Genomic DNA, 19791 nt, shown 5'->3' with positions numbered 1-19791 from the left:
GGGAGGCGGTGGAGAGGTCGACGCCGGCGAGGCACCTCGGGTCGCGGCCGGTCACGGCCAGCAGTTCGAGCAGGTGGCCGTCTCCGCAGCCGAGGTCGAGGACCCGCTCGGCGTCCCCGACCTCGTCGCGGACGAGTGCGTAGCTGGATCGGCCGTCGGCGCCCCGCCCGGCGGCCATCACCTCCGACGTCACGGCTGGGCGCACCGCGTGGAAGTCCCGTAGGAACGTCTCGCCCGAAGTACCCACCCTCGCACCTCCGTTGGCCATCGGCTCAGCGTAGCGGCGCTCGGCCTAGGATCTCGGGCATGGAACCCGCTGTCGTCGCGCGTCTTGCGTCCGCCGCCGTTGTGCCGTTGGTCAGGCGGTTGGTGCGGCGGGCCGGCCCCGGGGCCGGCCTGGTCGACCGGCCGGTGCGGCTGGGGGCGTGGCTGACACTGGGCGGGGAGAAGCGCACGCTTGGCGAGCGGGATCTGCGGAAGCTCGCCGAGGAGGCCGTCGAGCGTTCCGCCCGGGATCGCGGGCCGTACGACACGCTGCCCGAGGAGCTGCGGCGGGAGCTGGCCGACGCGCTCGCCACGGCGCTGTCCGGGCTCGGCGACCTCGACATGGACGAGGTGCAGGCGGTCCGGCTGGGCGCGGCGGCGCTCGCGGCGCGGCTGCCCCGGCCCGACGGCGGGCTTTCGGCCGACGCGGCCGCTCTGCTGGAGCCACTGCTGACGGCGGTCTGCGCGCATGTGCTGGAGTTCTTCGCCAGCCGTTCGACGTTTGCCAACCGGACGCTCGTCGAGCACTCCCGCGATCTGGCGGGGCTCGCGGCGGACACCGCCCTGCTGCTGGAGCGCACGCCCTCCCCGCTCGCCGAGGACGCCCGCTTCGAGCAGCGGTACGCGGAGCACGTCGGCAACCGGCACGGCGAGTTGACGATCCACGGCCTTGACGGCGGCAGCGTGCGTGAGTGGCCGCTGGAAGCGGCGTACGTGCCGTTGGAGGCGGCGAGCGGCGTGGAGCCGCCGGCACCCGTGACGCGGACACTCGCCGCGCGGGAGCGTGTGGTGCTGCGCGGGCCGGCCGGGGCCGGGAAGACAACGCTGCTGCAGTGGTTGGCGTTGACGGCCGTCGGGAGCGGTGAGCGGCCCGCACCGCCCGGGCTGCTGGGCCGGGTTCCGTTCCTGCTGCCGTTGCGGCGGGTGCTGGCGGGCGGGACGCCGCCCACCCCGGACCGCTTCCTGCACGCCGTGCGCAGTCCGCTGGCCGGCGCCCAGCCGGCGGGCTGGGCCGACCGGGTGCTCAACGCCGGGCGCGGCCTGCTGCTGGTCGACGGCGTGGACGAGATACCGGCCGAGCAGCGCGAGACGACACGCCGCTGGCTGCGGGAGTTGGTGCGGGACTTCCCCGGCAACCGGTGGGTTGTCACCGCCCGCCCGTCGGCCGTACGGGAGGAATGGCTGGCCGACGTGCGCTTCGACGAGCTGACGCTCGCCCCGCTCGCGTCCGGCGACGTGCGGGAGTTGATCAACCGGTGGCACACGGCCGCCGGCGCCGACCCGGCGGCGGGTCGCGCACTGTACGAGGCGGTGCTGATGAACCCCGCGCTGGCACAGCTCGCGGTGCACCCGCTGCTGTGCGCCCTGCTCTGCGCCCTCAACCGCCACAGCGGCGGCGAAGTCCCGTTCGAGCGCCGCGAGTTGTATGACGCGGCGCTCGATCTGCTGTTGGAGCGACGGGACGACGAGCGTGGCGTACCGGTCGCCGGTGGGTCTCTCGACCGCGACACCCGGCTACGTCTGCTCCAGCGGCTCGCGCACTGGATGATGCGCAACCACCAGTCGGAGATGGCGACTTCCGACGCGCTGCGGCAGATAGGCCGGGCGCTTGACGACACCGAGCGCGGGCCCGAGGTGGTGCTGGAGCACCTGCTGTCCCGCTCCGGGCTGCTGCGCGAATCGGCGCCCGGCCGGGTGCACTTCGCGCACCGCAGCTTCCAGGACCATCTCGCCGCCCGCGCCGCCCTGGAGGAGGGCGACCTCCCGATGCTGCTGGTCAACGCCCACCGACCGCAGTGGGAGGACGTGGTCCGGATGGCCGTCGCCCTCGGCGAGCCGCACGAGCAGACGAGGCTCGTAGCAGGGCTGCTGCCCGTTGACGAGAGCGAGCAGCCCTCACCGGCCGCCGTCCGTCGGGGGCTGCTCGCGGCGAGTTGCCTGCCGGACGCCGCCGGGTTGGACGACGGCGTCCGGCGGCGGGTCCAGGAGTTCACCGCGCCGCTGGTGCCGCCGCGCGACGGGCGCGCGGTGCGCACGCTGATCGATCTCGGCGCACCGACGGCGCTCACTCTGCTGCCCGGCCCGGAGGGCCTGTCCGACGAGGTGGCGCTGAACGTGGTGCTCGTCGCGACGCGGCTCGGCAGCGAGGCCGCGCTGCCGCTCCTGGCCCGCTACCGCGACCACCCCTCGCTGGCCGTCCGTCGCCAACTCGCCTGGTCCTGGTACCGGTTCGACACCGACCGCTACGCGGAGGAGGTCGTCTCCGGGCTGGCCGGGGAGGGGCTGTACTTCACCGCGCACCACACCGCGCACCTGCGCGCCCTGCGGGCCCTCGGCGGCCGGTCCCGGGTGCAGGTCGCCGCCCCGGACTACCGGCCGTCCGAACTGCTGGAACTCCTCGACCGCGACCGCCTCACCGCCCTGTGGCTGCCCGGCGGCTACCGGCCCACCGAGAACGGCGGCCGCTGGCTGCACCGCTTCCCCCTCCTGACCACCCTGGTCCTACCCGAGCCGCCCCCGGCGAACGACCCGACGATCCCCGCCCACCTCACTCTCACCGCCCGCCCGGACTGACCGCGCGCGGCAGAACGGCACTCGGCGGCGGAAGCACTCGGCCGGCTCGCGGAGTTGCGCGGCGGGGCGTGAACGCGCACGGCGTGGCCGGTTCGCGCGCGCCGGGTGGCGCGTGGGGGCGGAAGTCCTATCGTGGTGGGGGTGATCACACTGATGACCTATGCCGGGCCGGGCGAGGAGACCTCCCCGGTCGGCCGCACCGGCGGACTGCCGCTGAACTCGGGCGACTTCAGCTGGCCGTCGTGTGCCACCTGCAAGGGGCCGATGCAGTTCCTGGCCCAGTTGCCGCTGGACGATCTCGGCCGCCACGCCGGCCGTGGCGAGGTGGGTGGACGCGGGCTGCTCGCCGTGTTCATGTGCCAGAACGACCCGGGCATGTGCGAGGAGTGGGATCCGACGGCCGGCGGGAACGCCGCCTACGTCTTCCCCGCCGAGGAGCTGCCCTCGCCGGTGCGCGCGCCGGAGGAGGGGGCGACAAAGCTCGGCGAGGTGAGCGTCTTCGGCTACGAGCGCGTCGACAGCGACGACTACTACGAGGCGTCCACCGGCTGGGCGAAGCGGACCGGCCGGCCGCAGCGCGAGGCGCTGGGGCAGCTCGGCGGGGAGCCGGGCTGGCTGCAGGGGGAGGAGACGCCGGACTGCCCGTCCTGCGGTCGGCTGATGGACCTGGCGATGCAGCTGGAGGAGGGGCGGCACCACGAGACGTCCGCGAACTTCGGCGGCGGAGGCTGCGGTTACGCGTTCGTCTGCGAGGACTGCGCGAAGGCCGCGTTCCTCTGGCAGTCCTGAGGGCGCCGACCGGCAGGGCGGCCACCGGCAGGCACCGACCGGCGGGCCGCCGCGCTCAGGAGGCGCGCTTGCGGCTCGCCGTCTTCTTGGCGGTGGTCTTCTTCGCGGCGGCGGTCTTCTTGGCCGTGGCCTTCTTCGCGGCGGTCTTCTTGGCCGTGGCCTTCTTCGCGGTCCGGCCTCCGCCGCTCTCGGCGGCCTTCCTGGCCGGGGCCTTCTTCGCGGAGGCGGATTTCCCGGAGGCGGACTTCTTCGATGACGCGGCCTTCCTGGAAGAAGCCGCCTTCTTCGCGGGCTTGCGCTCGCCGGCCTCCTCCTCCCCCGCCGCCTTCCGGCGGCCGGCCGACAGCTCGTGCACCGTGGCCTCGCGGTCGCCGCCGCGCGCTTCCCGGGCGGCGGCGACGCTGCTCTCCAGCGCCGCCATCAGGTCGATGACCTTGCCTCCGGTTGGCGCGGCGGCCGGTTCCTCGGGGGTGCGGCCCTCCTGCTTGGCGGTGACCAGTTCCTCCACCGCTTCGCGGTACTCGTCGTGCAGGTCCTCCCACTCCAGGTCGCCGAGGGAGTCCATCAACGTCTCGGCGAGGTCGAGTTCTGCGTCGCGGACGGTGACGGACTCGGCCGGGGCGAGTCCGCCGGCGGACCGGACCTCGTCGGGCCAGAGCATGGAGTGCAGCACCAGCGTGTCGTCGACGACGCGCAGCAGCCCCAGGGACTCCCGCCCCCGGAGGGCGAACTTGGCGACGGCCGCCTTCCCCGTCCGGGTGAGCGCGGAACGCAGCAGGACGTACGGTTTCGCGGCGGCGGCGTGGTCGGTGGCCAGGTAGTAGGCGCGGTCGAGCTGGATGGGGTCGATCTCGGAGGCCGGGACGAAGCTGAGGATCTCGATCGTCCTGGCGGTGGGCAGCGGCAGGGAGGACAGGTCCTCGTCGGTGAGCGGGACGGTGGTGCCGTCGTCGGCCTTGAAGCCCTTGCCGATCTCCTCGGGCGGCACCTCCACCTCCTCGATCTCGCAGACCTTGCGGTAGCGGATGCGGCCGCCGCAGTCGTTGGCGAGGTGGATCTGGTGGAAGCTGACGCTGTGGTTCTCGGTCGCCCCGTAGAGCTGGACGGGAATGCTCACCAGACCGAAGGACAGGGAGCCCTTCCAGATGGACCGCACCCGGATCACCCCATTCGCGCTCTTTGTGCGATTCTCAGGGTATGCCGCCTATCACGCTTGTGGAGGGCCGGCGGATCGCCCTCAGCAACCTGGAGAAGGTCCTCTACCCGGACGGCACGACCAAGGGGGAGGTGCTGCACCACTACGCCACCTGTGCGCCGGTGCTGCTGCCCCACCTGGCGGGACGGCCGCTGAGCTTCCTGCGCTACCCGGACGGTCCTGACGGGCAGCGCTTCTTCGCCAAGAACGTGCCGCCGGGTACCCCCGAGTGGGTCACGGTCGCGACGGTGCCTCGCAGCGACGCGCCCGGCGCGCGCCAGGTGGTGCTGGACGACCTGCCGAGCCTGATGTGGGCGGCGAACCTGGTCACCGAGCTGCACGTCCCGCAGTGGCGGGCGGCCCGGCCCGAGGTCGCCGACCGGCTGGTCCTCGATCTCGACCCGGGCGCGCCGGCGACGGTCGTGGACTGCTGCCGGGTGGCGCTGTGGCTGCGGGACCGACTGGCGGAGGACGGCGTGACGGCCTGGCCGAAGACGTCCGGTTCGGTGGGCCTGCATCTGCTGGCGGCGATCGAGCCGACGCCCTCGGCGGAGGTCGTGCGCTACACCAAGGCGCTCGCGATGGCCGCGCAGCAGGCCATGCCTGACCTGGCGCTGCACCGCATGGACCGCTCGCTACGGCCCGGCAAGGTCTTCATCGACTACAGCCAGAACGCGCACGCCAAGACCACCGCCGCGCCCTACACCCTGCGGGCGACCGCACGGCCGACCGTCTCCACGCCGCTCACCTGGGAGGAGGTCGCCGGGTGCGGGAAGCCCGAGGAGCTGGCGCTGGACCTGCACGACGTGGCCGCGCGGGTGGCGCGGGACGGCGACCTGCTGGCCCCGCTGCTCGACCCGGACGCCGCCGCTCCCCTGCCGCCGTGAGCAGAACCCCGGAACCGGCGGTTCCCCTGCCGTCCTGACAGGCCGGGGAGGCGCCGTAGAATCTGGTCACCATGGCCTACCTCGATCACGCCGCCACCACCCCCATGCTTCCGGAGGCGGTGCGGGAGTTGACCACCCAGCTCGCCCACACCGGCAACGCGTCCTCGCTGCACAGCGCCGGGCGGCGGGCCCGGCGCACCGTGGAGGAGGCGCGGGAGAGGCTGGCCGCCGCCCTGGGCGCGCGCCCCAGCGAGATCGTCTTCACCGGCGGCGGCACCGAGGCCGACAACCTGGCCGTCAAGGGTCTCTACTGGTCCCGGCACGCCGCCGACGCGCGGCGCCGGGTGGTGCTCGCCTCCCCGGTCGAGCACCACGCCGTGCTGGACGCGGTGCACTGGCTCGCGGACCACGAAGGCGCGGAGATCGAGTGGCTGCCCGTCGACGAGGTCGGCCGGGTGCATCCGCAGGCGCTGCGGGCGGCCGCCGAGCGCGGCCCGGAGCGGATCGCGCTGGCCACCGTCATGTGGGCCAACAACGAGATCGGCACGGTCATGCCGGTCCGCGAACTCGCCGAGGTGGCCGCCGAGTTCGGCTTCCCGCTGCATTCGGACGCGGTGCAGGCGGTCGGTCAGACGGAGGTCGACTTCGACGCCAGCGGGCTGGCGTCGATGGCCGTGACCGGCCACAAGATCGGCGGGCCGTACGGCGTGGGCGCGCTGGTACTGGGCCGGGAGCACACGCCGGAGCCGCTGCTGCACGGCGGCGGCCAGGAGCGGGACGTACGGTCCGGCACCCTGGACGTGCCGGCCGCCGCCGCGTTCGCGGTCGCGGCCGAGCTGGCCGCGACGCGTCGGGAGGAGTTCGCGGCGCAGGTCGGCGCACTGCGGGACGAGCTGGTCGACGCGGTACGGGCGGCCGTGCCGGACGCCGTACTCGGCGGCGACCCCGACCCGGCGGGCCGGCTGCCGGCGAACGCGCACTTCGCGTTCCCCGGCTGCGAGGGCGACTCCCTGCTGCTCCTCCTGGACGCCCAGGGCATCCAGGCCTCCACGGGCTCGGCCTGCACGGCCGGCGTCGCCCAGCCGAGCCATGTGGTCGTCGCCACCGGCGCCGACCCCGAGCTGGCACGCGGCACGCTGCGCTTCTCGCTCGGCCACACGTCCACCGCCGAGGACGTCGCCGCGCTCGCGGCGGCCATCGGCCCGGCCGTCGAACGCGCCCGCTCGGCAGGTCTGAGCTGACGCGGACGGAGGGCTGCTAGGAGCCGTCGCCTGCCTCGGTCACCGAGGGCGTCGGGCTCGGGGAGGGCACCGGCTTGGCGTCGCGCACCATCCGCAGGTAGCGGGGCCAGTCCCAGTGGGGGCCGGGGTCGGTGTGGTCGGCGCCGGGGACCTCGTTGTGGCCGATGATGTGCTCGCGGTCCTTGGGGATGCCGTGGCGGTCGCAGATGTTCGCGGTCAGGCGGGCGGACGCCAGGTACATGGTGTCGGTGAAGTCGGCGGGGCGGTCGACGAAGCCCTCGTGTTCGATGCCGACGCTGCGTTCGTTGTAGGAGCGGTTGCCGGCGTGGTAGGCGACGTCCAACTCGCGGACGGCCTGGGCGACGTGCCCGTCGCCGGTGCGCAGCACGTAGTGGGTGGCGGCCCGGTGCCCCGGGTCGCTGAAGACCTTCAGCGCGACGGCGTAGCTGCCCTGGATGACATGGATGACCACCCGGTCTATGCGGTAGTCGTCGGGCCGGTTCGCCCGCCGCCAGTTCGCCGGGGAGGCGGCCACCCACTCGGCGCCGGGGAAGTCGACCTCGCCCTCACGGCGCGGCTTCTCGGTGCCGGGCAGCCGCCACCACCAGCGGCCGAGGGTGTCCCGCTGGGTGTAGGCGGCGCCGCCGAGCAGGACCGCGCCGCCGCCGACGACCAGGCCGCGGCGGCTGAGTCCGCCGCGCCGTTCCGCTTCCGCCGCCATCCGCCCCACGTCCCTGGTGCCGCCCGCCGTCCCGTCACGCGCACAACGGTTGCGCCGTCCGGGTGGTTCCGCCTCCGGGCACCCGTACCCTTGACGTGTTATGACTGACTCGACCGCGCCGCAGCAGCGGCTCCGTGTACTGGCCGCCATGTCCGGCGGCGTGGACTCCGCCGTCGCCGCCGCCCGGGCGGTGGAGGCCGGGCACGACGTGACCGGTGTGCACCTGGCGCTGTCCGCCAACCCGCAGTCCTTCCGCACCGGCGCCCGCGGCTGCTGCACCATCGAGGACTCGCGCGACGCCCGCCGGGCCGCCGACGTCATCGGCATCCCGTTCTACTGCTGGGACATGGCCGAACGCTTCCGCGCGGACGTGGTGGACGACTTCGTGGAGGAGTACCGGGCCGGCCGGACGCCGAACCCGTGCCTGCGCTGCAACGAGAAGATCAAGTTCGCGGCGCTGCTGGACAAGGCGCTGGCGCTGGGCTTCGACGCGGTCTGCACCGGGCACTACGCGACGGTGGTGACCACCGACGACGGCCGCCGCGAGCTGCACCGCGCCTCGGACGCCGCCAAGGACCAGTCGTACGTGCTCGGCGTGCTGGACGACCGGCAGCTGGCGCACGCGCTGTTCCCGCTCGGCGACACCACGACGACCAAGGACGAGATCCGCGCCGAGGCCGAGCGGCGCGGCCTGGCGGTGGCGCGCAAGCCGGACAGCCACGACATCTGCTTCATCGCCGACGGCGACACCCAGGGCTTCCTCGCCAAGCACCTCGGCACGGCCGAGGGCGACATCCTCGACGAGGACGGCCGCACGGTCGGCACCCACCAGGGCGCGTACGGCTTCACCGTCGGCCAGCGCAAGGGCCTGCGCATCGGGCACCCCGCGCCCGACGGCAAGCCGCGCTACGTGCTGGACATCTCCCCCGTGGACAACACGGTCACGGTCGGCCCGAAGGAGGCGCTGGACGTCGTCGCGCTGACCGCGATCCGGCCGCGCTGGTGCGGCGAGCCGCCGGTTGGCCCCGACTCCTACACCGCGCAGCTGCGGGCGCACGGCGAGGAGACCCCGGTCACCGCCGAACTGGTCGACGGCGAGCTGCGGGTGGAGTTCGCCGAGCCGGTGCGCGGCGTCGCGCCGGGCCAGGCCATCGTCCTGTACCAGGGCACCAGGGTAGTGGGTTCGGCGACGATCGACACCACCCGCCGCCGCGAACGCGTGGCGGGCTGACGCCCGCGGGGCCTGACAAGGGCCGGTTCCTTTACCCTCACACCGGTAACACCATGGTATGGTCGCGTGATGGCGAAGACGAAGAAGGTCACCATCACGCTCCCAGCAGAGCTGCTGGAGAGCATGAAGACCCACACGGACAACGTCTCCGGCTACATCACCGAGCTGGCCGAACGGGCTGAGCGGCGCAGGCTCCTACGGGAGGAGCTGGACAGCTACCAGAGGGAGTTCGGGGAGTTCACCGAGGAGGAGATGGCCGAGGCGCGCACACTCCTGCACGGGACCGAGGAGGCGGAGCGCGCAGCGTGAACGTCGAATCGCTGGTGCTCGACTCACAGGGCTTCTCCTCGTGGATCGACCGGGATCGCAAGGTGATGCGGCTCCTCGAGCAAGCCGAGCGTGACGGGGTCGATGTCGTCATGTCGGCTGCCACGATCATCGAGGTGTCCTATGGCGGCGTGGATATGGCGAGGTTGACCTGGCTTCTGTCTCGCGTCCGGGTGGAGGCGGTGACCAAGGAGACCGCTCGCCGCAGCGCTCAGCTCCTGAAGGGAGCCGGGCTACACGGCCACAAGTACGCGATCGACGCCATGGTCGCCGAGACGGCACTGCGCCTACCGGGGGTGGTGGCGGTCCTCACGTCCGACGCTGACGACATGGTCAGACTGTGTGGGCAGCGGGTACGGATCATCGGCCTCTAGGTCCTGTCCGGCGGGCGGCGCACTACGCCCCTTGCTCGCCAGTGGGGTCTCGCATGTCGGTAGGCCGCCCGGCCTTCGCCGGGCCGGGTGGGATGATCCGGGCATGCTGCACGTGCTCTACCTGGTCGGCGTCTCGGCCTTCGCCGCCAGCGGCGTGCTCGCCGCGCACCGGGCGAACATGGACCCCTTCGGCGGGCTGGTCCTGGCGTTCGCCGCCGCCGTCTCCGGCGGCACCCTCCGCGACCTGATCCTCGACCGGCACCCCCTGTACTGGACGCAGGACTGGGTGCTGCTGACGGTGATCGCCTGCGTCGGCGTCGGCACCATCTTCTACCTGCGGTTCTGGAAGCTGCCGCACCGCTCGCTGCTGGTCGTCGACGCGATCGGCCTCGCGGTGGTGACGGTGATCGGGGCCCGGGCCGCCCTCGACTCCGGCGTCACGCCGCTGGCGGTGCTGATCCTCGCCGTGCTGACCGGCGTGACGGGCGAGGTGGTGCGGGACGTGCTGTGCGGCGAGTTCCCGCCGCTGCTGCTGCGGGAGGACGTGTACGCGACGGCCGCGTTCGCCGGAGCGCTGTGCTACCTGGTGCTGCACTGGCTGGAGGTGGCGCAGGGCCCGGCCACCGTCGTCTCCGCCGGCCTGGTCTTCGCACTGCGCCTCGCCGCGATGTTCTTCGGCCTGCACCTCCCCCGCCCCAGGCGCGACGAGGACCACGGCACGGTGTGAGGCGGCCGCGCGAGGCGCGCCGAGCAGCGCGGCACACGCGCCGCGACACACCGTGCGCCCGGCGCCCCTCAGGCCCGCGGCACCGTTCGGAGCGGGCGCCGCCCCCTCGTCCTCCGCGAGACGACTCGGCGGGCCCGGGGGCGACATGCCGCCGCTCCCGACCGGCCGGGAGCGGCGAGGCCCGCTCCTCGCCGGGACCGGCCGAGCCGAGCGCAAGGGGGGTGAGCGGAGCTGTTGTGAACGCCGTCCGCCCCCGGAGCCGTCCCCCGCCGGGGAACGTTCCGGGGCCGCGCGGCACATCGGCGGTGCCTCGGCGCGGGCGCGCCGCTACTCGCTGGCGGCCGGTTCGGGGCGCCGCTCCACCGGGCCGTCACCGGCGGCTTCCGCCGCCTCCGGCTGGGCGGAGGCTCCGGACGGTGGTCCGGGGGGTGTGGCGGGGACGGACTCGTCGGCGCGGCGGATGCGGCCGTCGGCGATCTCCGCCGCGTAGTGGCAGGCCACCCGGTGCCCGCCGCCGACGTCCCGCAGTTCGGGGCGGTCGGTGGCGCAGAGGGTGTCCTGCCGCCAGGGGCAGCGGGTGTGGAAGCGGCAGCCGCTCGGCGGCGACGCGGGCGAGGGCAGGTCGCCGGAGAGCAGGATGCGCTCCCGACTGTCCTCCACCTCCGGGTCGGGCACGGGCACGGCCGACATCAGCGCCCTGGTGTACGGGTGCCGGGGTTCGGCGTACAGCAGGTCGCTGGGCGCCTCCTCGACGAGCGAGCCGAGGTACATCACCCCGATGACGTCGGAGATGTGCCGGACGACCGCCAGGTCGTGGGCGATGACCAGGTACGTCAGGCCCATCGACTCCTGGACGTCCTCCAGCAGGTTGATCACCTGGGCCTGGATGGAGACGTCCAGCGCGGAGACCGGCTCGTCGCAGATGATCACGTCCGGTTCCAGGACGAGGGCGCGGGCGATGCCGATGCGCTGCCGCTGGCCGCCGGAGAACTCGTGCGGGTAGCGGGAGAGCGAGCCGGACGGCAGCCCGACCTTGGCCAGGATCTCCTTGATCTTCTCCCGGCGTTCGTCCTGGTCGGCGCCGATGCCGTGGGCGGCCATGCCCTCGGAGAGGATGGACTCGATGTTCTGCCGGGGGTTGAGGCTGCCCAGCGGGTCCTGGAAGACCATCTGGAGGCGGCGGCGGTAGCGCCGCATCTCCTCGTCCGGCAGGCTCGCCAGGTCGGTGCCGTCGAAGACGACCTCGCCCTCGGTGATGTCGTTGAGCCGCAGGACGGCCCGGCCGAGCGTCGTCTTGCCGCAGCCGGACTCGCCGACGAGGCCGTAGGTCTGGCCGGCCTCGACGGACAGCGAGACCCCGTCGACCGCGTACACGTACCCGACCGTGCGGTCGAAGAAGACGCCCTTGCGGATGGGGAAGTGGACCTTCACGCCGTTGAGTTCGAGCAGGCTCATGCGCCGGCCTCCGTCCTGTCCGCCGCCGCGCCGGCGGCGTCCGGCAGCACCGGGTTGACGCAGCGCACCCGGTGGCCGGCCGCGTGCGGCTCGGTGAGCTGGGGGGTGCCGGTCAGGCACTCCATGGTGTAGAAGTCGCAGCGCGGCGCGAACGCGCACCCGTCCGACCAGGCGATCTGGTCGTTGATGGACCCCCGGATCGGGCTGAGCCGCTCGCCCCTGGGCGCGTCCAGTCGCGGGATGGAGCCGAGCAGTCCGTGCGAGTAGGGGTGGGTGGGCGCGGCGAACAGCGGCCGCCGTTCGGCGGACTCCACGACGCGGCCGGCGTAGAGCACGTTGACCTGGTCGCAGAGGCCGGCGACGACACCCAGGTCGTGGGTGATCATCAGCAGCCCGGTGCCCTCCTGGTCGACGAGTTCCTTGAGGAGTTCGAGGATCTGCGCCTGGATGGTGACGTCCAGCGCGGTGGTCGGCTCGTCGGCGATCAGCAGCCGGGGCGCGCAGGCCACGGCCATGGCGATCAGGGCGCGTTGCCGCATGCCGCCGGAGAGCTGGTGCGGGTACTCCTTGAGTCTGCGGGTCGGGTCGGGGATGCCGACCCGGTCCAGCAGGGACGCGGCCTCCTTGCGGGCGGCCTCGCCTCTCATCCCCCGGTGCCGTTTGAGGATCTCGGTGACCTGCACGCCGATGGGGACCACCGGGTTCAGCGAGGACAGCGGGTCCTGGAAGATCATGGCGAGCTGGGAGCCGCGCAGGTCGCGCATCTTGTCGCGGCTGAGGGAGAGCAGGTCGGTGCCGTCGAAGTCGGCGCGGCCGCCGAGCCGCACGCCGCGCTTGGGCAGCAGGCCCATGAGGGCGAGCGAGGTGACGGACTTGCCGCAGCCGGACTCGCCGACGAGCCCGACGACCTGGCCCTGGTCGACGTCGAAGGAGACCCCGGAGACCGCGGTCACGTCGCGCCGGCCACGGGCGGTGAACGTGATGCTCAGTTCGTCCACGGATAGCAGTGGCATGGCGTCAGCTCCGCAGTTTCGGGTCGAGTGCTTCCCGCATGGCCTCGCCCAGCAGGGTGAAGCCGAGGGCGGTGATGATGATGCCGAGGGCGGGGTAGACGGCGAGCATCGGCGCGGCGTCGAAGAACTCCTGCGACTGCGCGAGCATCACGCCCCACTCGGGCACCGCGGGGTCGGGGTTGCCCAGGCCCAGGTAGGACAGCGCGGCGGCCTCGATGATGGCGGTGGCGAGGCACAGCGTGGCCTGGACGATGACGGGGCTGAGCGAGTTCGGCAGGATCTGCGAGAAGACGATCCGCCGCTTCCGCACGCCGAGGGCGCGGGCCGCCAGCACGTAGTCGGAGCCGCCCTGGGCGAGCATCGCGCCGCGCAGCAGCCGGGCGAAGATGGGGATCTGGACGACACCCACCGCGATCATCACCGTGGTCAGCGACTGGCCGAGCACGGCCGCGACGCTGACCGCCAGCAGCAGCGAGGGCAGCGCCAGCATCATGTCGATGAACCGCATGACGACCGTGTCGATCCGGCGCCCGACGCGCCCGCCGAGGGTGAGGGCCGCGCCGGACAGGCCGCCCAGCAGCGCGCCCACGGTGAAGCCGAGCAGGGTGGCGACGACGCCGACGAGCAGTGTCTGCCGGGCGCCGACGAGGAAGCGGGAGAACTCGTCGCGGCCCAGGTGGTCCAGGCCGAACCAGTTCTCGGCGCGCGGGCCGACAAAGATGCCCTGGTTGCGGAAGACCTCGTTCCGCCAGGTCTGCGCCTCCGCGCTGTAGGGCGCGAGCCAGGGGCCGACGATCGCCAGCGCCACGAAGAGCGCGATCACGCAGGCGCCGATGATCGCCATCTTGCTGGACCGCAGGCGCCGGAACGCCTCCACCCACAGGCTGGCACCGGTGGAGGTCTCGCTCCTGGCCGTGAGTTCCGCGAGGCGGTCGATCTTGTCTGTCTTGGTGCTCATCAGTGCACCCGCACTCTCGGATCGATGACGCTGTACGCGAGGTCGACGATCAGGTTGATGACGACGTACGTCATGGCGATGAACATGATGAAGCCCACCAGCACCGGGTAGTCGCGGGCGTCGATCGCGGTCTTGAGGAAGGAGCCGATGCCACCGAAGGAGAACACCGACTCGGTCAGCACGGCGCCGGACAGCAGGCCGCCGGTGAGCAGGCCGATGGCGGTGACCACGGGCAGCAGCGCGTTGCGCAGCACGTGCCGCACCCGCACGACGCTGTTGCTGAGTCCCTTGGACTCGGCGGTGCGCACGTAGTCCTCGCCGAGGACCTCCAGCACGCTGGCCCTCGTCATGCGGACGATGATGGCCAGCGGGATCGAGGAGAGCGCGAGTGCCGGCAGGACGAGGTGGTTGATCGCGTCCCAGGCGGCGTCGAACTCGCCGGTGAGGATGCCGTCGAGGACAAAGAAGCCGGTCACCTCGGTGGCGTTGATGCCGGTGGACTGCCGGCCGAAGGCCGGGAACCAGCCCAGGTGCACGGAGAACACCATGCGCAGCAGGAACGCCAGGAAGAACACCGGGATGCAGATGCCCAGCAGCGAGCCGGACACGGCCGTCACGTCCAGCCAGCTGCCCCGGCGGCGGGCCGCGAAGTAGCCCAGCGGGATGCCGACGACGATGGCGATGAGGATGGCCGACAGGCCCAGTTCGACGGTGGCCGGGAACCTCAACACGAGTTCGTCCAGCACCGGTTGACCCGTCTGCGAGGACGTGCCGAGGTCACCCTTCACCAGGCGGCCGAGGAACCGCCCGTACTGCACCCACAGGGGCTGGTCGAGCCCGAGTGCGGCCTCCACCCTCGCCTTGGCCTCGGGGGTCGCCCGTTCGCCCAGCATGGCCGCCGCGGGCCCGCCGGGCAGCTTGTTCAGCCACAGGAACAGCAGCACCGACAGGCCGAACAGGGTGGGAATGAGTTGCAGCAGTCTTCGGATCACAAGACGCAGCACGCTCGTTCCCCCTTTCTCTTGTCACAGGGCACGGCCGCCCGGCCACGGCAGGTCGTGGCCGGGCGGTGACGTGCGCGAAGTACCGGAGTTCCGGCGTTACTTGAAGGAGGCCTCGGCGAAGTTCTCCTGCGTCAGCGGGGAGACCTTCGGCGGGTTGACGTCCTTGCCGAACGCGATGGACGGGGGCGAGGAGGAGATCGGGATACCCGGGAGGTAGTCCATGATGACCTCGTTGGCCTTCTTGTACAGCTCGACGCGCTTGGTGACGTCCGGCTCGGCGCCGGCCGCCTTCACGGCCTTGAAGACCGTGTTGTCGCGGAAGCCCCACTCCTTCTGGTAACCGCCGAACCAGGTACCGATGAAGTTGTAGCCGTCGTTGAAGTCACCGGTCCAACCGAGCAGGTACAGGCCGCACTTGCCGTCCCGGGTGGTCTCGATGTAGTCCGGGTTCCACTTCATCGGCTTGGGGGTGACCTTGATGCCCACGCCCTCCAGGTCGGACTTCATGATCTGGAAGATGTCGGCGGGCGCCGGCATGTAGGGGCGGGTCACCTCGGTCGGGTAGCAGAAGTCGACCTTGAGGTTCTTCACGCCCGCCTCGTCGAGCAGCTTCTTGGACTGCTCCGGGTCGTGCTTGATGGGCTGGATCTTGTCCGAGTAGCCCTCGATGGTGTCCGGCATGAACTGCGTCGCCACCTTGCCGCCGTCCGGCAGCTGGGTGTTGACGATGTTCTCCTTGTCGATGGCGTGCGCGATCGCCATCCGGACCTTCTTGTCGGCGAACGCCTTGTTCTGCTCCTCGGTGAACGCGAGGTAGAAGATGTTGAAGACGTCCCGGACCGGGACCTGGAAGCCCTGGTCGGCGAGCTTCTTCACATCGCCGGGCGCGACGAGGTCGTAGCCCTGGATGTTGCCGGCCTGCAGGGCCTGGCGGCGCCCGTCCTCGGTGTCGATCGTCCGGAAGACCAGCTTGTCGACCTTGGCCTTGTCACCCCAGTAGTCGTCGAACTTCTCAAGGGAGATCTCCTTGTTCCCCTTGTTCCATTTGACGATCCTGAAAGGCCCGGTGCCGGCGACCGTGCCGGCCTCCTGGGTGTACTTGGGGTAGTTGATCGAGTCGGCGGCGCCGCTGGGCTTGTCCTTCTCGTACGCGGCGATGGCCTTCGGCGAGTGGATCGCGAACGCCTGGAGGGAGAAGCCGCCCGGCAGGTTCGCCGTCGCCTTGTTCACCTTGATGACGGCCGTGTGGTCGTCCTTGGCCTCGCAGCCGGCGTAGTTGCTCTCCGGCAGGTCCTTGTTCTCGTTCTCGGCGAAGCCGTCGAAGACCTTCTGCCAGTAGTAGGAGATGGCGTCGAACTGGTAGACGCCCTTCCAGTTGTACCAGCGGTCGTAGTTGGCGCAGACGGCCGCGGCGTTGAAGTCCTCACCGTCGTGGAACTTCACGCCCTTGCGGAGGTTGAACGTCCATTCGGTGCCGCCGTCGTTGCTCGACCACTTCTCGGCGAGCCCGGGCGCCATCTCTGAGCCGCCGGGCTCGTGCTCTATCAGCGCCTCGAAGGCCTGACGGGTCACTCGGAAGGTCTCGCCGTCGGAGGCGAGCGAGGGGTCGAGCGAGCGGGGGTCGCCCGCCGCGCCGAAGACGAACGGCTTGCCGCCGCCGTCGTCCTCCTGGCCGCGCTCACTGCCACAGGCAGTGACGATCACACCGACCGCAAGGGTGGCCGCGATCGTCTTGGCGACCCTGGATCTGGAAATTCGCATGGTCCACCTCAGGGGTCAGTGGGTGGTGCATACCGGTTGGTCGCCCGCACATTACTGTGCATCTACATAGGTGTGAACCGTCCGCATGTCGGTGATACCGAGCTGAGACCCAGATCCACTCGGCGGCCCGACCCAAGTGGTCCATACCGCCCATCCGGGGCGCGTCGCCCACCTGCCGGCGGTTCAGAAACCCGCTGTACGCAGGCACTTTGAGTAGCCGGCGCCGGAAGCGGCGAGCGCGACGCGACGCGCGGACGCGCGGTTCGACACCACGCGCGGGCGTCCGGCCCGACACCCACAGGCCCACGGCTCGGTGGGGTGATGCCCAGCCAGGCGGAGCAGACGATCAGGCTGACGTGACACCCGGCTCGCGGCCCGGAGCGCCCCGCCGCGGTCCTGTTGAGGCTCGCCGGGCCCGCACCCGGCCGGTACACGCACGGACAGGCTCGGCCAGGCACGCCCGCACCACTCCACGATGCTCGGCAGGCACCCTCGGGACGTGCACGGCAGCGCGGAACGGAAGGGCGCACGGGAACGCGCTCCGCGCGCACCGGCGCGCGGCGCGGCCGGGCGCTCACGTGCGGACGCGCGGCTCGCGTGGTTCAGTACGCGCGCGGGTAACCGTAGCCGTAGCCCGGGGCGGCGGCCGGCGCGGGCGCGCCCTGCGCGTCCCGGTCGAAGAACGGGCGGGCGTTGGCGCGCAACCACATGGCCACCGGGTCGTACTCGTCCGACATCAGGACCGTCGACACCGGCAGCCCCTCCGGTACCGCGCTCACCGAACGCCGCATCATCTGCTGCACGGCCTCCACCGAGGGCGGGCTGCCGTCGTACAGGTCGAGGCCGATGACCAGATAGGGCGCCCCGACCGCCGGCTGCACCCACGCCCGGCGCAGGCTGCGCACCGACGGGGTGTACTGCGCGCCGTGGGTGAGCTGCGCGTAGAACGCCGGGATCTCCAGGCTCGGTTCGCTCAGCCGCAGCGGCCCCGCGGGCAGTACGTCGAGGCCGCCGCAGACACGCCGCAGGTCCAGCCACGGCACGCCGACCCCGCCGCCCGGCGCGTGCGGGTTCAGCCACAGGCCCCAACGGCCGGGGAACAACGCGCCGGCGACCTCCCGGCCGACCGCGACCTCGTGCGCCCGGTCCCATCCCGAGGCGGCCAACTCCTGGGCGGAGGTGACACACGGCACGTAACCGTGGCCGCCCACCTCCATGTTGCCGTACTGGGCGTCGGGCGCTCCGGCCCCGCCCTGCCAGAGAAGCATCCACAGCCGTGCGTCGCCGAGCGCGCGCAACAGCGCCTCGTACGCGTCGTACTGCCCCGGTGAGACCTGGCGCAGCAGATCCTCGACGCTCTCACCCGCGCTCACGTCGGCCCGCCCTTCTCCGCTTGGTGCCTGCTGCGGGCACCGACGTGCCCCCGCCCGAATATCAAACCAGCTTACGAGCCGCGAAGGGGACGCCCGCGCTACTCATACCGATACTCATTCCGAGCCGGGCGCGCTGAGTACGCGTACTCAGCTGCACTCCCGTGTACTCGGTCACACTCCCGCCCCAGTGGCCCCCGGCGACGCGGACCGCGCCTGCCGGTCGTAGAACGGGCGGACGCAGGTGCGCATCCAGTCCACCACCGGGTCCTGCGCGGCGTCGAGCAGGACCAGCTGCACCGGCCAGCGCACCGGCGCCTGGTGCAGGGCGCGGGCCAGCGCGTCGTGCGCCGTCTGCCGGGACTCCGGCTCCAGCAGGTCCAGCTCGACGCCGACAAAAAGCGCCGGCGGGTCGCCCTCGGCGCTGGCCAGGCCGCGGCGGGCCGTGCGCACCTGCGGCAGCCGCGCGAACTCCATGCCGGCGGCGGCGAGGAAGTCCACCGGATCGTCCTGCCAGTCAGGCTCGAAGAGCCGCATCCGCGCGCCGCCGCGCACGCCCGTCAGCTCGTCGGTGCCGCCCTCCTTGCACAGCTCCGCCACCGCCTCCGGCGGCAGCGGCACCCCGACCGCACCCTCCGGGTTCACCGCGATGCCCACCTGCGGCGGCAGCCCGCGGGCGAACTCCCGCGCCGGCACCACCGCGAACGGCATCGCCATCCGGACGCAGGCCTCGAACTGCTCCCGCGAGCTGTAGACCGGCACGTAGGGGGCGTCCGACAACTGCACCGTCGGCAGGGCCAGATCCTGGCTGTCGGGGCCGCCGCCCTCCGGCAGCGGCACCCAGAAGCTGCTGCGGCCCAGCACCTCCAGCAGCCGGCCGCCGGCGTCCGCGGCGCCCAACGCCGCCGCCAGCGTCTCCTCCAGCTCGTTGCCCGGCCAGCTGCCCGAGGCCGCCGGGTCGATGTCGCGCGGATCCCGCGCCTGCGGTGGAACGGTCATGCCAGAACCCTAGCGGTGGCCACCGACAACAACCCCGGCTCACCCGAATGCTCACCCTCGGACACTCTCCGCTTGCGGAGCGTCGCGGTCGGTTCAACCGTGGAGATCGTCCCCACCCGCAGTAGCGAGCAGTACCCGAGGAGTCAGTCCCCATGGAGAAGAAGACGGCCGTATCCGGCGTCGTGGCCGCCGCCCTCATCAGCTCCCTCACGTTCGGAGCCACCGGCGCCGTCGCGGCCGACGGCACGACCGCCGCCGAGCGGGCGGTCGAACGCGCCACCGCGGAGCGGCACTCGGCGGTGGCCGCGGCGCTGCGGACCGCCGAGGCCGCCGGAGCGGGCGCCACGGCGCCGCGCGCCGACACCGCGCCGCGGGCCGAGGCGCTGCTGAAACGTTCCCGGTCGGTGCCGGACGCCACGGGCGTGCTCACGCCCGTCGAGGACCTGCTCGCGACGGCGCTGCGCGGCGACGGCACGCGGCTCTCCCAGGCCGAGGCCGACCGGCACGCCGAGTCGATCACCCGCGCGTTCGCGCAGCACCGGGCGACAACCGGCGCCGCGCCCCTCGCCTCCGACCCGGCCACCCGCGCCGCGCAGGCCCCGGCGGATCTCGGCGCGCTGCTGGAGGCGCTGCTGTCCCTCGACCTCGGCAAGATCGTCGAGACCGTCACCAAGCTGCTGACCGGGCTGCTGGAGTCGATCGTCGGCGGCCTGCCGGAGCTGCCGGAGATCCCCGGGATCCCCGACCTCCCGGAGATCCCCGAGCTTCCGCAGATCCCGGACACCCCCGGCATCCCGGACGTCCCCGGGGCGGCACTGCCCGACACGGCCCGCCCCCAGGCCAGCCGCCCCGACCTCGCGCGCCCCGACATCGCGCGTCCGGGTGTCGTACGCCCCGAGAC

19 protein-coding genes are annotated in these 19791 nt (G+C 72.4%); 9 read left to right on the top strand and 10 right to left on the bottom strand.

The window, feature by feature from the left end; genetic code table 11:
• Positions 1-247, bottom strand: a 247-nt coding sequence (locus GL263_RS05830) for a methionine biosynthesis protein MetW (protein WP_323379263.1), incomplete at its 3' end; no start/stop codon positions are given.
• A 59-nt stretch (positions 248-306) separates the two neighbouring features.
• Between GL263_RS05830 and GL263_RS05825 the strand changes: the two genes are divergently transcribed.
• Together GL263_RS05825 and GL263_RS05820 are read left to right on the top strand one after the other, a co-directional pair.
• Positions 307-2838, top strand: coding sequence for an NACHT domain-containing protein (locus tag GL263_RS05825; protein ID WP_182854493.1), 2532 nt, complete (start codon positions 307-309; stop codon positions 2836-2838).
• A gap of 141 nt (positions 2839-2979) precedes the next feature.
• A complete protein-coding gene (locus tag GL263_RS05820; RefSeq protein WP_323379262.1) occupies positions 2980-3627 on the top strand; it encodes a DUF1963 domain-containing protein in 648 nt (215 codons plus the stop codon).
• Positions 3628-3682: 55 nt separating this feature from the next.
• On the opposite strand, the gene ku is transcribed toward GL263_RS05820, so the two are convergent.
• Positions 3683-4783: a non-homologous end joining protein Ku gene (gene ku, locus GL263_RS05815; RefSeq protein WP_182854492.1), complete on the bottom strand. Its 1101-nt coding sequence runs from the start codon at positions 4781-4783 to the stop codon at positions 3683-3685.
• A 41-nt stretch (positions 4784-4824) separates the two neighbouring features.
• Between ku and ligD the strand changes: the two genes are divergently transcribed.
• Together ligD and GL263_RS05805 are read left to right on the top strand one after the other, a co-directional pair.
• Positions 4825-5709 carry a non-homologous end-joining DNA ligase gene (ligD, locus tag GL263_RS05810; protein WP_182854491.1) on the top strand — a complete coding sequence of 295 codons (885 nt, stop codon included), beginning with the start codon at positions 4825-4827 and terminating at the stop codon, positions 5707-5709.
• A gap of 71 nt (positions 5710-5780) precedes the next feature.
• Positions 5781-6950: a cysteine desulfurase family protein gene (locus tag GL263_RS05805; RefSeq protein WP_182854490.1), complete on the top strand. Its 1170-nt coding sequence runs from the start codon at positions 5781-5783 to the stop codon at positions 6948-6950.
• A gap of 16 nt (positions 6951-6966) precedes the next feature.
• On the opposite strand, the gene GL263_RS05800 is transcribed toward GL263_RS05805, so the two are convergent.
• On the bottom strand, positions 6967-7671 hold the full coding sequence (locus GL263_RS05800; RefSeq protein WP_182854489.1) for an N-acetylmuramoyl-L-alanine amidase: 705 nt from the start codon (positions 7669-7671) through the stop codon (positions 6967-6969).
• Between the two features lie 100 nt (positions 7672-7771).
• On the opposite strand from GL263_RS05800, the gene mnmA reads away from it, so the two are divergent.
• The 4 genes from mnmA (at position 7772) to GL263_RS05780 (ending at position 10330) form a co-directional block, all read left to right on the top strand.
• Positions 7772-8902, top strand: a complete 1131-nt coding sequence (gene mnmA / locus GL263_RS05795) for a tRNA 2-thiouridine(34) synthase MnmA (RefSeq protein WP_182854488.1) — start codon at positions 7772-7774, stop codon at positions 8900-8902.
• 69 nt (positions 8903-8971) lie between these two features.
• Positions 8972-9211 carry a hypothetical protein gene (locus tag GL263_RS05790; protein ID WP_182854487.1) on the top strand — a complete coding sequence of 80 codons (240 nt, stop codon included), beginning with the start codon at positions 8972-8974 and terminating at the stop codon, positions 9209-9211.
• Positions 9208-9603 (top strand): PIN domain-containing protein, encoded by a 396-nt coding sequence (locus GL263_RS05785; protein WP_182854486.1) that lies wholly within the window; start codon positions 9208-9210, stop codon positions 9601-9603. Before GL263_RS05790 ends, GL263_RS05785 begins: the two co-directional genes overlap by 4 nt.
• A gap of 103 nt (positions 9604-9706) precedes the next feature.
• Positions 9707-10330 carry a trimeric intracellular cation channel family protein gene (locus GL263_RS05780; protein ID WP_182854485.1) on the top strand — a complete coding sequence of 208 codons (624 nt, stop codon included), beginning with the start codon at positions 9707-9709 and terminating at the stop codon, positions 10328-10330.
• Positions 10331-10657: 327 nt separating this feature from the next.
• Here GL263_RS05780 and GL263_RS05775 read toward each other — a convergent pair whose 3' ends face one another.
• The 7 genes from GL263_RS05775 to GL263_RS05745 all read right to left on the bottom strand — a co-directional run bounded on the left by GL263_RS05775 (position 10658) and on the right by GL263_RS05745 (position 18890).
• Entirely contained in the window at positions 10658-11785 is a 1128-nt protein-coding gene (locus tag GL263_RS05775) for an ABC transporter ATP-binding protein (RefSeq protein ID WP_182854484.1), read from the bottom strand.
• On the bottom strand, positions 11782-12798 hold the full coding sequence (locus GL263_RS05770; protein ID WP_182854483.1) for an ABC transporter ATP-binding protein: 1017 nt from the start codon (positions 12796-12798) through the stop codon (positions 11782-11784). The genes GL263_RS05775 and GL263_RS05770 overlap by 4 nt, the downstream gene beginning before the upstream one ends.
• Before the next feature lie 4 nt (positions 12799-12802).
• Positions 12803-13756, bottom strand: coding sequence for an ABC transporter permease (locus GL263_RS05765; RefSeq protein ID WP_182854482.1), 954 nt, complete (start codon positions 13754-13756; stop codon positions 12803-12805).
• Positions 13756-14760, bottom strand: a complete 1005-nt coding sequence (locus tag GL263_RS05760; RefSeq protein ID WP_182854481.1) for an ABC transporter permease — start codon at positions 14758-14760, stop codon at positions 13756-13758. Before GL263_RS05760 ends, GL263_RS05765 begins: the two co-directional genes overlap by 1 nt.
• 96 nt (positions 14761-14856) lie before the next feature.
• The gene (locus GL263_RS05755; RefSeq protein ID WP_182854480.1) at positions 14857-16521 is read right to left on the bottom strand and encodes an ABC transporter substrate-binding protein; all 1665 of its coding nucleotides are present in this window, start codon (positions 16519-16521) and stop codon (positions 14857-14859) included.
• 602 nt (positions 16522-17123) lie between these two features.
• Positions 17124-17894 carry an enhanced serine sensitivity protein SseB C-terminal domain-containing protein gene (locus GL263_RS05750; RefSeq protein ID WP_182854479.1) on the bottom strand — a complete coding sequence of 257 codons (771 nt, stop codon included), beginning with the start codon at positions 17892-17894 and terminating at the stop codon, positions 17124-17126.
• Positions 17895-18065: 171 nt separating this feature from the next.
• Entirely contained in the window at positions 18066-18890 is an 825-nt protein-coding gene (locus GL263_RS05745) for an enhanced serine sensitivity protein SseB (RefSeq protein WP_182854478.1), read from the bottom strand.
• Positions 18891-19042: 152 nt separating this feature from the next.
• Here GL263_RS05745 and GL263_RS05740 point away from each other — a divergent pair.
• A partial coding sequence (locus tag GL263_RS05740; protein ID WP_182854477.1) for a hypothetical protein occupies positions 19043-19791 on the top strand: 749 nt, incomplete at its 3' end.

The organism is Streptomyces durbertensis, assembly GCF_014156695.1.
Lineage (GTDB): Bacteria > Actinomycetota > Actinomycetes > Streptomycetales > Streptomycetaceae > Streptomyces > Streptomyces durbertensis.
This window is presented reverse-complemented; position numbering and strand designations above follow the sequence as displayed.